The sequence below is a fragment of the Streptomyces sp. AC627_RSS907 genome, assembly GCF_019049165.1.
In genome coordinates this window covers 1-11,844 of sequence record NZ_JAGMUE010000111.1, presented here as the reverse complement: position 1 = coordinate 11,844, position 11,844 = coordinate 1, and the positions used below count along the sequence as shown (strand labels likewise).

10 protein-coding genes are annotated in these 11,844 nt (G+C 73.4%); 4 read left to right on the top strand and 6 right to left on the bottom strand.

Annotated elements, in window-relative coordinates; genetic code table 11:
- The first annotated feature begins 192 nt into the window (after positions 1-192).
- Positions 193-861, top strand: coding sequence for a GNAT family N-acetyltransferase (locus KUM32_RS23700; RefSeq protein ID WP_217143958.1), 669 nt, complete (start codon positions 193-195; stop codon positions 859-861).
- Here the strand turns inward: KUM32_RS23700 and KUM32_RS23695 are convergent.
- Together KUM32_RS23695 and KUM32_RS23690 are read right to left on the bottom strand one after the other, a co-directional pair.
- Entirely contained in the window at positions 845-1,645 is an 801-nt protein-coding gene (locus KUM32_RS23695) for a sugar phosphate isomerase/epimerase (RefSeq protein WP_217143957.1), read from the bottom strand. The genes KUM32_RS23700 and KUM32_RS23695 overlap by 17 nt on opposite strands.
- A 500-nt stretch (positions 1,646-2,145) precedes the next feature.
- Complete coding sequence (locus KUM32_RS23690; RefSeq protein WP_217143956.1) at positions 2,146-3,192, bottom strand: LacI family DNA-binding transcriptional regulator; 1,047 nt, start codon at positions 3,190-3,192, stop codon at positions 2,146-2,148.
- Positions 3,193-3,460: 268 nt separating this feature from the next.
- Between KUM32_RS23690 and KUM32_RS23685 the strand changes: the two genes are divergently transcribed.
- From KUM32_RS23685 to KUM32_RS23675, 3 genes are read left to right on the top strand one after another with little or no spacing between them, the layout of a single operon-like run.
- Positions 3,461-4,612, top strand: coding sequence for a Gfo/Idh/MocA family protein (locus tag KUM32_RS23685; RefSeq protein WP_217143955.1), 1,152 nt, complete (start codon positions 3,461-3,463; stop codon positions 4,610-4,612).
- Positions 4,609-5,769 carry a dihydrodipicolinate synthase family protein gene (locus tag KUM32_RS23680; protein ID WP_217143954.1) on the top strand — a complete coding sequence of 387 codons (1,161 nt, stop codon included), beginning with the start codon at positions 4,609-4,611 and terminating at the stop codon, positions 5,767-5,769. The genes KUM32_RS23685 and KUM32_RS23680 overlap by 4 nt, the downstream gene beginning before the upstream one ends.
- Entirely contained in the window at positions 5,766-6,626 is an 861-nt protein-coding gene (locus KUM32_RS23675) for a sugar phosphate isomerase/epimerase (protein ID WP_217143953.1), read from the top strand. Before KUM32_RS23680 ends, KUM32_RS23675 begins: the two co-directional genes overlap by 4 nt.
- A gap of 89 nt (positions 6,627-6,715) precedes the next feature.
- Here the strand turns inward: KUM32_RS23675 and rbsD are convergent, their stop codons facing one another.
- The 4 genes from rbsD to KUM32_RS23655 all read right to left on the bottom strand — a co-directional run bounded on the left by rbsD (position 6,716) and on the right by KUM32_RS23655 (position 11,806).
- Positions 6,716-7,105: a D-ribose pyranase gene (gene rbsD / locus KUM32_RS23670; RefSeq protein WP_217143952.1), complete on the bottom strand. Its 390-nt coding sequence runs from the start codon at positions 7,103-7,105 to the stop codon at positions 6,716-6,718.
- A gap of 118 nt (positions 7,106-7,223) precedes the next feature.
- Positions 7,224-8,129: a ribokinase gene (locus tag KUM32_RS23665; RefSeq protein ID WP_217143951.1), complete on the bottom strand. Its 906-nt coding sequence runs from the start codon at positions 8,127-8,129 to the stop codon at positions 7,224-7,226.
- 202 nt (positions 8,130-8,331) lie between these two features.
- Complete coding sequence (locus KUM32_RS23660; RefSeq protein WP_217143950.1) at positions 8,332-10,287, bottom strand: substrate-binding domain-containing protein; 1,956 nt, start codon at positions 10,285-10,287, stop codon at positions 8,332-8,334.
- Positions 10,277-11,806 (bottom strand): sugar ABC transporter ATP-binding protein, encoded by a 1,530-nt coding sequence (locus tag KUM32_RS23655; RefSeq protein WP_217143949.1) that lies wholly within the window; start codon positions 11,804-11,806, stop codon positions 10,277-10,279. The genes KUM32_RS23660 and KUM32_RS23655 overlap by 11 nt, the downstream gene beginning before the upstream one ends.
- Positions 11,807-11,844 lie beyond the last annotated feature (38 nt).

Here is an 11,844-nt window from a genome sequence, read left to right as displayed (position 1 = left end):
CCCGGCCCGCGTCTTCGTCCCGCCGCGGGGGGGGGGGACCGTCACCTGGCCCACTCGGAGTCACCCCCGGCGTGGGCGTGTGCGCGCGCTGCCCGCCGTCTTCCTCGTGGGCCGGCCCCGGACACCGGACGCGACGCCGGCCGGGCCGGAATTCGCTGGACGGCCCCCCGTACCGGCGGAAGAATCCGTCCGGTGACGTTCACTCTGCGGGGCCCGGTGCTGGAAGGCACACGGGTACGACTGGAGCCGCTGGGCCACCGGCACGCGGCCGACCTGGCGGTGGCGGCCGAGGAGGACCGCGACACCTACGCCTTCACATGGGTGCCGACGGCCGACGAGGTCGGCGCCTACATCGACGCCCAGTTGGCGCGGGCGGCCACGGGACGGCTGGCGCCGTACGCCCAGGTGTCCCTCGCCACCGGGCGGGCGGTCGGCGCCACCGCCTACTGGGAACCCCGGTCCTGGCGGACGGACGACGCCCTCGACGCGATCGAGGTCGGCTTCACCTGGCTGGCCCGCTCGTCCCAGGGCACGGGCCTGAACGCGGAGGCCAAACTGCTCCTGTTCCGCCACGCCTTCGAGGTCTGGCACGTGTCCCGGGTCGACCTCAAGACCGACGCCCGCAACAAACGTTCCCGCGCCGCGATCGAGTCGGCCGGGGCGCGCTTGGAGGGCGTCCTGCGCAACTGGTCCCGCTCCTGGGCGCCGGGCGAGGAGGGCCGGCTGCGCGACTCCGCGATCTACTCGATCACGGGGGCGGAATGGCCGCGGTGCCGGGAGCGGCTGGAGCGGCGGGTGCGGTCCGCGGCGGCCCCGCGCACACCCACGCCGGCACCCACCCCGCTCACGCCGCGTCGCTGAGCAGCCGGGCGAGGTGCTCGCGCCCCGCGTCCAGCAACTCGGGCAACGGGGCGGCCGACTCGTACCACCGCTTCTCGTACTCCCAGCACAGCCAGCCGTCCCAGCCGTGACGGGAGAGGACGTCCACCACCTCGGTGAGCGGCAGTACCCCGGCGCCCAGCGGCAGCGGAGTGGTGTCCTCGGCGGAGGCGATGTCCTTGACCTGGACGTAGCCGAGGTGCGGGGAGAGGGCCAGGTAGCTGTCCGCGGGCTGCTCGCCGCCCAGCCAGGTGTGCATCACGTCCCACAGGGCGCCGACCTGACGGTGCCCGACCAGGCCGAGGACGCGCATCGCGTCGGCGCCGGTGCGGTGCGAGTCGTGGGTCTCCAACAGGATGCGCACCCCCAGGTCGGCGGCGTACTCGGCGGCCGTGCCCAGCCGCCGGGCGGCCGTCGCGTCGGCCTCCTCGGGGCTCTGCCCGTCACCGCCGCCGGGGAAGACCCGGACGTACGGGGCGCCCAGGTCGCGGGCCAGGTCGAGCAGGGTGCGGATCTCGGTGACGACGGCCTCGTCGTCACCCGGCGCGGCGACCCGCGCGTACCCCGCCAGGCCCAGCAGCCCGACGCCCGCCTCCTTGAACCCGGCCGCCACCGCGGCCCGTTCGTCCGGGGTCAGTCCTGGATGCACCGGTTCCTCGGGGTGGGTGCGCAACTCGACACCGTGGTAGCCGTGGGCGGTCGCGAGCCCCAGGACGTCGTTCAGGGGCAGGCCGGGGACACCGAGGGTGGAGAACGCCAGCTTCATGCCCCCGGAGCGTACCCGCCCCGCCGCACCGCACTCCTCCTCGCGGGCGACAGCGCGTCGCGGCACTCGATGCCGGGTCGGTGCACCCGGCCCGTCCGGCGTCCGAGGACGGGGCCGTCAGGCCGAAAGCGGGGCCCTGCGGGCGGCAACCCCCGGGCCCCCGCGGGCGGCAGCCCCCGGCGAGGCCCGGCGGGGGGACGCCCCGGGCCCCCGCAGGCGGCAACCCTCGGGCCCCCGCGGGCGGCAGCCCCCGGCGAGGCCCGGCGGGGGACGCCCCCGGGCCCCCGCAGGCGGCAACCCCCGGGCCCCCGCAGGCGGCAACCCTCGGGCCCCCGCAGGCGGCAGCCCCCGGCGAGGCCCGGCGAGGGGACCCCCCGGGCCCCCGCAGGCGGCAACCCCCGGGCCCCCGTAGGCGGCAGCCCCCGGCGAGGCCCGGCGGGGGGACGGCAGCCTCCCGGCGAGGCCCGCACCAACGCCGGGCACCGTGAAACCGACGGCAGCTACCCCCGAGGAACCCCGGAGGACCCCCGTACCATCAACTCCCCCCGCACGGTCGCGATCCCCCCGGGCGGCGCGTCCTCCCGCCCCATCGCGATGCGCCCCGCCCGCGCCCCCGCCTCCGCGAGCGGCAGCCGGACCGTCGTCAGCGCGGGCACCGCGTCGATGCTGAACGGCAGGTCGTCGAAGCCGGCCACCGAGACGTCGTCCGGAATCCGCAGCCCGGAGTCGCGCAGCGCCGCGCACGCCCCCAGCGCGACGGTGTCGTTCGCGGCGACGACCGCCGTCAGGTCCGGGTCCCGGCGCAGCAGCTCCAGCGTGGCGTCGTAGCCGGACTGCCGGTCGTAGCGGCCGTGGACCGTCCAGCGGGGGTCCTCCTCGATGCCGTGCGCGGCGAGCGCGGCGCGGTGACCCTCCAGCCGGTGGCGCGTGGTCGTGCGCTCCTCGGGGCCCGCGATGTAGCCGAGCCGCCGGTGGCCGAGCCCGATCAGGTGCTCGGTCAGCCGCCGGCCGCCCCCGCGGTTGTCGAAGGTCAGCGCGATCGCCCCGGTGTCCGGCGCCGGCGGGCGCCCGCACAGCACGACCCGCGTCCCGGCCTCCCCGAGCTTGCGCAGCTTCGCCGCCACGGCCGCCTGGTGCGCCCCGTACTCCATCGCCCCGCCGGTCAGTACGACGGCCGCCGCCCGCTGCCGTTGCAGCAGCGTGAGGTAGGTCAGTTCGCGCTCGGGGACGCCGCCGGTGTTGCAGACCACGGCGAGTCTCTCGCCGCCCGCTCTGCCGCCCGGCCCCCCGATCTCGGACTGGACGGCACCGGCCATGATGCCGAAGAAGGGGTCGGCGATGTCGTTGACCAGGATGCCCACCAGGTCGGAGGTCGCCGCCGCCAGCGCGCTCGCGGGGCCGTTGAGCACGTAGTCCAGCTCGTCGACCGCCTTCAGCACCCGGTCCCGGGTGGAGGCGGCCACGGGGTAGTTCCCGTTCAGCACGCGCGACACCGTCGCGGGGGAGACCTGGGCGCGGGCCGCCACATCCGCCAGGGTCACCGTCATGTCCTCGTCCTCCGCATCGCGCCTGTGCCGAACGCCGTCCCGGGTGACCTTACGGCCACCACCCGCCGCCGTTCGCTCCGTCGAACAACTCACCCGCATCGCGGTCTTGTCCGGACCACCGTCCACAGGCTAGCTTCGTTCTACATAGAAAGCGCTTGCTGTAGGGCCCGCCGTACCGCCCGCCGTACCGCTCGCCGCATCACTCGTCCATCACTCGCTGTATCGCTCGCTGCATCACTCGCTGTATCGCTCGTACGAAGGGAATGACGTGACACGCAAGACGGTGCGTATCGCCATGAACGGTGTGACCGGGCGCATGGGCTACCGCCAGCACCTCGTCCGCTCCATCCTGGCCCTCCGCGACCAGGGCGGCCTCGATCTCGGCGACGGCACCGTGCTGTGGCCGGAGCCGGTCCTGCTCGGCCGCCGCGAGCACGCGCTCAGGGCGCTCGCCGAGCGGCACGGCCTGGAGCACGTCTCGACGGACGTGGACGCGGTCCTCGCCGACGACAGCGTCGAGATCTACTTCGACGCCCAGGTGACCTCGGCCCGCGAGGAGGCGATCAAGAAGGCGATCGCCGCGGGCAAGCACGTCTACACCGAGAAGCCGACGGCGACCGGCCTGGACGGCGCCCTGGAACTCGCCCGCCTCGCGCACGACGCCGGCATCAAGCACGGCGTCGTGCAGGACAAGCTCTTCCTCCCGGGCCTGCTCAAGCTCAAGCGCCTCATCGACGGCGGCTTCTTCGGCCGCGTCCTGTCCGTGCGCGGCGAGTTCGGCTACTGGGTCTTCGAGGGCGACTGGCAGGAGGCCCAGCGCCCTTCCTGGAACTACCGCGCCGAGGACGGCGGCGGCATCGTCGTCGACATGTTCCCGCACTGGGAGTACGTGCTGCACGAGCTGTTCGGCCGCGTGAAGTCCGTCCAGGCCCTCACCGCCACCCACATCCCGCAGCGCTGGGACGAGAACGGCAAGCCCTACGACGCCACCGCCGACGACGCGGCGTACGGCGTCTTCGAGCTGGACGGCGGCGCGATCGCCCAGATCAACTCCTCCTGGGCCGTCCGCGTCAACCGCGACGAACTCGTCGAGTTCCAGGTCGACGGCACCGAGGGCTCCGCGGTCGCCGGCCTGCGCAACTGCCGCGTCCAGCACCGCTCCGCCACCCCCAAGCCGGTCTGGAACCCGGACATCCCCGCCACCGAGGTCTTCCGCGACCAGTGGCAGGAGGTCCCGGACAACGGCGACTTCGACAACGGCTTCAAGGCCCAGTGGGAGCTGTTCCTGCGCCACGTCTACGCCGACGCCCCCTACCACTGGGACCTGCTGGCCGGCGCCCGCGGCGTCCAGCTCGCCGAGCTGGGGCTGAGGTCCTCCGCCGAGGGCCGCCGCCTCGACGTACCGGAGATCGCGCTGTGACCCTCCACCTCCCCGACGCGAACGGCGCCCTGCGCGCCTACGCACCACGCACCGAACCCCTCGCCGTCACCAGGGGAGCCCCGGCAAGCGCTTTCACCTCCCGTACGGTCTTCTCGGCCGCGCACGTCGTCGCCGACCCGTACGCGGACACCACCCCCGACGGACCCGCCGCCGTCGACTGGGACGCCACCCTCGCCTTCCGCCGCCACCTGTGGTCCCACGGGCTCGGCGTCGCCGAGGCGATGGACACCGCCCAGCGCGGCATGGGCCTGGACTGGGCGGGCGCGGCCGAACTGATCCGCAGGTCCGCCGCCGAGGCGAAGGCGGTCGGCGGCCGCATCGCCTGCGGCGTCGGCACCGACCAGCTCGCCGGCGGCACCCCCGCCGAGGTCCGCGCCGCCTACGAGGAACAGCTCGCCGTCGTCGAGGAGTCGGGCGCCCAGGCCATCCTGATGGCCTCCCGCGCCCTCGCCGCGACGGCCAAGGGTCCCGAGGACTACCTGGAGGTCTACGGCCACCTGCTCCGCCAGGCCGCCGAACCGGTGATCCTGCACTGGCTCGGCCCGATGTTCGACCCGGCGCTGCAGGGCTACTGGGGCTCACCCGACCTCGACGCGGCGACGGACACCTTCCTGGAGGTCATCGCCGCCCACCCCGACAAGGTCGACGGCATCAAGGTCTCCCTCCTGGACGCCCAGCGCGAGATCGACCTGCGCCGCCGCCTCCCGCGGGGCGTGCGCTGCTACACCGGCGACGACTTCCACTACCCCGAGCTGATCGCCGGCGACGAGCAGGGCTTCAGCCACGCCCTGCTCGGCATCTTCGACCCGCTGGGCCCGCTGGCGGCCGAGGCGGTCCGCGTCCTCGACACCGGGAACACGGAGGGTTTCCGCGCCCTCCTCGACCCCACCGTCGAACTCTCCCGCCACCTCTTCCAGGCCCCGACCCGCTTCTACAAGACGGGCGTGGTCTTCCTGGCCTGGCTGGCGGGTCACCAGAGCCACTTCACGATGGTCGGCGGCCTCCAGTCGGCCCGCTCCCTGCCGCACTTCGCGCGGGCCTACGAACTCGCCGACGGCCTGGGGCTCTTCCCCGACCCGGAACTGGCCGAGGAACGCATGAGGAACCTGCTCGCGCTGTACGGGGTGAACCGATGAACGACCCGCTGTCCCGTTTCTCCGTCAACCAGATGACCGTGAAGCAGCTGTCGCTGCCGGAACTGGTCGACGCCTGCCGGGAGCTGGGCGTCGGGGGAGTCGGACTCTGGCGTGAGCCGGTGCGGAAGTACGGCGTGGAGGCCGCCGCCAAGCTCGTGCGGGACGCGGGCCTGACCGTCACCACCCTGTGCCGGGGCGGCTTCCTCACGGCGACCGACCCCGTCGAGCGGGCCGAGGCGATGGGCGACAACCACGCCGCGATCGACGAGGCCGCCACCCTCGGCACGGACACGCTGGTGCTGGTCTCCGGCGGACTCCCCTTCGACAGCAAGGACCTTCGCGGGGCCCGTGAGCGCATCGCGGACGCCCTCGCCGTGCTCGGTCCCTACGCGGCCGAGCGCGGTGTCCGCCTCGCCATCGAGCCGCTGCACCCCATGTTCGCCTCCGACCGCTGCGTGGTCTCCACCCTCGCCCAGGCCCTCGACATCGCCGAGCGCTTCCCCGCGCACCAGGTCGGTGTCACGGTCGACACGTACCACATCTGGTGGGACGACCGGGCGCCGCAGCAGATCGCCCGGGCCGGCGCGGGCGGGCGCATCCACACCTTCCAGCTCGCCGACTGGACGACCCCGCTGCCCGAGGGTGTCCTCAACGGCCGCGGTCAGATCGGGGACGGCGCGATCGACATGCGGGAGTGGAAGGGGTACGTGGACGCGGCCGGGTACACCGGCGCCATCGAGGTCGAGCTGTTCAACGAGGCGCTGTGGGCGCGGGACGGGCGTGAGGTGCTCGCCGAGACGACGGCACGGTTCGCGGCCCACGTGGGTGACGCGGGGGAGACGGGGACGGAGGAGTAGGCCCCGGCGCCCCGTGCGGCAGGGGAGTCCCGAGGGGGCCCGGGCGTCGTTCGGGCCCCCTCGGAGCGTTCCCGGCACGCTCTCGGCCGTCAGAAGAAGACCCCGCACCGCAGCAGCACGTTCGCGTACGGCCGGGCCTCCCCGGTACGGACCACGAGCCGTGCTCCCGCGGACAGTTCCTTGAGGCGTGCGTGCGGGACCAGGTCCAGGGCGGGGAAGTACCCGCGGAGCAGCGCGGCGGCCTCCGCGTTGGCCTCCCGGACCTCCGTCGCCGCCGTCGCCCCCTCGACCACCAGCTCGGCGAGCAGGCCGTCCACCACCTCCGCGAAGGAGGGCACCCCGGCGCGGAAGGCCAGGTCGACGACGCGCGGACCGTCCGGGATCGGCATGCCCGCATCGCACACCAGGACCCCGTCGCCGTGGCCGAGTTCGGCCAGGGCCGCGGACAGATGGCGGTTGAGTATCCCGGCCTTCTTCACAGCGCTTCCCCCGTCACGGCTTCCCCTGTCATGGCTGCCCGTGTCACGGCTTCCCGTGTCATGGCTTCCCGCGTCACGGCGTCCCCCGTCACGGCTTCCTGCTGCACGGTCCCCTCGCTCACAGCGCCTCGGCCTCCGCCGCCGTCGGGTACGACGCCTGCGCCCCCGCCTTCGTGACGGCAGCCGCGCCCACCCGGGCCGCGTACGCCGCCGCCTCGGCGAGCGACTCCCCCGTGCCGAGCCGCCAGGCCAGCGCCGCGGTGAACGCGTCGCCCGCGCCGGTCGTGTCCACCGCGTCCACCTTCACGGACGGGACGTGGGAGACACCCCCGGCGGCCGACGCCACCAGCGCGCCCTCGGCGCCCAGGGTCACGACCACCGAGCGCGGCCCCTTGGCCAGCAGGATGCGGGCCCAGTCCTCGGGGCGCTCGCTCACGCAGGAGTCGCCGAGGATCACCTTCGCCTCGTGCTCGTTGACGATCAGCGGATCGCAGGCCGCCAGCACCTCCGGGGGGAGCGGACGCGGCGGTGACGGGTTCAGCACGAAGCGGCTGTCCGGCGCCAGACTCCGGACCACCTCCACGACCGTCTCCAGCGGGATCTCCAACTGCGCGGAGACCACGCGGGAGGCGTGGAAGAGGCTCGCGGCGGGGCGGATGTCGCCGGGTGCCAGGCGGCCGTTGGCGCCCGGTGAGACCACGATGCTGTTGTCCCCGGACGGGTCGACGGTGATCAGCGCGACGCCGGTCGGGGCGCCGCCCACCAGGACGCCGACCGTGTCGACGCCGGCCGCCCGCTGCGAGTCCAGCAGCAGCCGGCCGTACTCGTCGTCGCCGACCCGGGCCAGCAGGGCCGTACGCGCGCCGAGCCGGGCGGCGGCCACCGCCTGGTTCGCCCCCTTGCCGCCCGGGTGGACGGCCAGGTCGGAGCCGAGCACCGTCTCGCCGGCACCCGGCCGCCGCTCGACGCCGATCACGAGGTCGGCGTTGGCCGACCCCACGACCAGGAGGTCGTAGTCGTACATGAATCGCTCCCCGATCCGAGTGATCCGAGTGAACCCGAGTGAACCCGAGTGGATCCGAAGGAATCCCGGTGGATCCGAAGGAATCCCAGTGATTCCGGTGATTCCAGTGAATCCCAGCGCGTCCAAGCGGGTTCGAGTGAATCCGAGTGAGGGGCGGGCGGTCGCCGTGACCGCCCGCCCGTGTTGCTTCCGTGCGCCCGCGTCAGCCCTCGAAGCCGGCCACGTTCTCCTTGGTGACCACCTTCACCGGCACCTTCACCGTCGTCTCCACCTTCTCGTCCTCGGCCGCCCGGAGCGCGTTCTGTACGGCGATCCTGCCCAGTTCCCTCGGCTGCTGCGCCACGGACGCGTACAACGTGCCGCCCCGCACCGCCTTCAGCCCGTCCGGGGTGCCGTCGAAGCCGACGACCTGGACCGACGTGCCGGCCTTGGAACCGAGCGCCTTGATCGCGCCGAGCGCCATCTCGTCGTTCTCCGCGAAGACCCCGTCGACGTCGGGGTGCGCCTGGAGCAGGTTCGTCATCACGTCCAGGCCCTTGGTGCGGTCGAAGTCCGCGGGCTGCCTGGCGATGACCTTGATGCCCGGGTAGGCCTTGAGACCGGCCGCGAAGCCCGCCCCGCGCTCGCGGCTGGCGGAGGTGCCGGCCTGGCCCTGGAGGATGACGATCGTGCCCTTGCCGCCGAGCTTCTCGGCGAGCGCCCTGGCGCCCAGTTCGCCGCCCTCGACGTTGTCGGAGGCGACCAGCGCGGCCGTGTCCGCCTTGTTGACGCCGCGGTCCACCGCGATGACGGGGATGTCGGCCTTGTTCGCCGAGCGGACGGAGGGGCCCGCCGCGTCGGAGTCCACCGGGTTGACGATGACCGAGGACAGGTCCCCGCTGACGAAGTTCTGCAGCTGGTTGGCCTGCTGCGAGGCGTCGTTCTGCGCGTCGGTGACCGTCAGGTCCACGCCCAGCTTCTTCGCCTGCTCCTCGGCACCCGCCCGGATCTGCACGAAGAACGGGTTGTTGAGCGTCGACAGCGACAGCCCGATCTTCTGGGTCTTCCCGTCCGAGGAGCCGTTGTGCAGCAGCGAGGTCGCGCCGACGACGGCCACCGCGACGGCCGCCGCGATCACGTACGTCAACGCCTGCTTGCCCTTGCCGCCCCCGCCGGCCCCGGCCGCGGGCGTGGTCGCCCCCGCCTTGCGGCGCAGGGTGTCCAGCAGCACCGCCAGCGCGATGACCACACCGATGACGACCTGCTGCCAGAACGCGGAGACGGACAGCAGGTTGAGCCCGTTGCGCAGCACCGCGAGGATCAGCGCGCCGATCAGCGTGCCCGAGGCCTTGCCGGTGCCGCCGGCCAGCGAGGCTCCGCCGATGACGACGGCGGCGATGGCGTCCAGCTCGTAGCCCTGCGCGGCCTGCGGCTGCGCGGAGGACAGCCGCGAGGCGAGCACGATGCCCGCGGCGGCGGCGAACAGCCCGGAGAACGCGTAGATGGCGAGCTTCTGCCGCTTGACCCGCAGACCGGACAGCCGCGCGGCCTCCTCGTTGCCGCCGATGGCGTACATGGAACGGCCGATGTAGGTCCGCCCGAGGACGAAGGCCGTGACGAGCCCCATCAGGATCATCACGAGCACCGGTACCGGCAGCCACCCGCCGAGGGTGTCGCCCAGGTGGGAGACGGAGTCGGGGAAGGCGATGGGCGAACCCTGCGAGATGACCAGCGACAGACCGCGCCCCACCGACAGCATGGCCAGCGTCGCGATGAACGGCGGCAGCTTCCCGTACGAGATGAGGAAACCGTTCACCAGACCGCAGGCGATGCCCGTCGCGACGGCCAGCACCACCGCCAGCACGACCGGCATCCCGGCCTCGGTGGCGCTCCACGCCAGCACGGTGGCCGACAGCGCGGCGACAGAGCCGACGGACAGGTCGATGCCCGCGGAGACGATGACGAAGGTGACGCCGAAGGCGAGGATCGCGGTGACGGCGGCCTGGACACCGACGTTCAGCAGGTTGTCGGCGGTCAGGAAGTCCCCGGACAGCGCCGACATGGCGACGACGAGGACGATCAGCGCGGTCAGCGCGCCGTTGTCGAGCAGCAGCCGGCGCAGACCGGCCGTGGCGCCGCCCCGCGCGCCCGGCGTGCTCTTGAGCGTGTCAGTGGCCACGGGAGGCCTCCGTTCCGTTGCTGGGAGGGGTACTTACGGCGAGCGCCATCACGGCGTCCTGGGTGGCCCGGTCGGCGGGCAGCTCGCCCGCGACGCGTCCCTGGGCCATGACCAGCACCCGGTCGCTCATGCCGAGCACCTCGGGCAGGTCGCTGGAGATCATCAGGACGGCGGCGCCGGCGGCGGTGAGTTCGTTGATGAGCTGGTAGATCTCGACCTTGGCGCCGACGTCGATGCCGCGCGTCGGCTCGTCGAGGATCAGCACCCTGGTGTTCGCCAGCAGCCACTTGCCGATGACGACCTTCTGCTGGTTGCCGCCGGACAGGGTGCGCACGTGCTGGCCGAGACCGGCCATCCGCACGCCGAGCTGCCCGGCGATCCGCTCGGCCGCCTCGTGCTGCCCCTTGAGGTCGACGAGCCCCGCGCGGGAGGTGGAGCGGAGGGTGACCAGGCCGAGGTTCTCCTCCACGGAGGCGTCGAGGACGAGCCCCTGCCCCTTGCGGTCCTCGGGCACGAGCCCGATACCGGCCGCCATGGCGGCGTTCACGTCGTGGCGGCGCAGCGGGCTGCCCGCGACGTGCACGGACCCCGCGTCGTACGGGTCCGCCCCGAACACGGCCCGCACGACCTCCGTCCGGCCGGCGCCGACGAGCCCCGCGATGCCGACGACCTCACCGGCGCGCACCTCGAAACCGACGTCGTGGAAGACGCCGTCGCGCGTCAGCCCCTCCACCTTGAGCAACGCCTCGCCGGCGGCGGTGCGTTCGCGCGGGTACTGCTGCTCGATCGACCGCCCGACCATGAGCCGTACGAGCTCGTCCTCGGGCGTCGAGGCGGGCACCTGACCGACACTGCGGCCGTCCCGGATCACGGTGACCCGGTCCCCGAGGGCGGCGATCTCCTCCAGGTGGTGGGTGATGAAGACGATCCCGACGCCGTCCTCGCGCAGCCGCCGCACGATGGCGAACAGCTTCTCGACCTCCTCGGAGGTGAGCACGGCCGTCGGCTCGTCCATGATGAGCACGCGCGCGTCCAGGCTGAGCGCCTTGGCGATCTCCACCATCTGGAGGCGGGCGATGCCGAGTTCCCGCACGCGGGCGCGGGGCGACACGTTCACGCCGACCCGCTCCAGCAGCGCTTCGGCGTCCGCGTCCATCTTCTTCCGGTCGATCATCCCCAGGCGGCGCGGCTGGCGCCCCAGGAAGATGTTCTCGGCGACCGTCAGGTCGGGGACGAGGTTGAACTCCTGGTAGATGGTGGCGATCCCGAGGCGCTCGGAGTCCTGCGCGCCGTGGATGCGCACCTCCTCGCCACCGGCCAGGATCCGCCCGGCGTCGGGTGTGTAGGCGCCGGAGAGCATCTTGATGAGGGTGCTCTTGCCCGCGCCGTTCTCACCGAGGAGCACGTGCACCTCGCCCCGGCGCAGGTCGAAGTCGACGCTGTCGAGCGCGACCACGCCGGGGAAGGTCTTGCGGATGCCCTCGATGCGCAGCAACTCGTCCGGACTGCGGCTGCTCACGGCGTACTCCTTTGTACGGGGGAGGGGGAGGGGGAGGG

Bases quoted from the DNA above. Each gene is read 5' to 3' on its own strand.
- KUM32_RS23695 (WP_217143957.1), bottom strand. From the start codon at position 1,645: ATGAAGCTGGCGTTCTCCACCCTCGGTGTCCCCGGCCTGCCCCTGAAC.
- KUM32_RS23675 (WP_217143953.1), top strand. From the start codon at position 5,766: ATGAACGACCCGCTGTCCCGTTTCTCCGTCAACCAGATGACCGTGAAG.
- KUM32_RS23690 (WP_217143956.1), bottom strand. From the start codon at position 3,192: ATGACGGTGACCCTGGCGGATGTGGCGGCCCGCGCCCAGGTCTCCCCC.
- KUM32_RS23665 (WP_217143951.1), bottom strand. From the start codon at position 8,129: ATGTACGACTACGACCTCCTGGTCGTGGGGTCGGCCAACGCCGACCTC.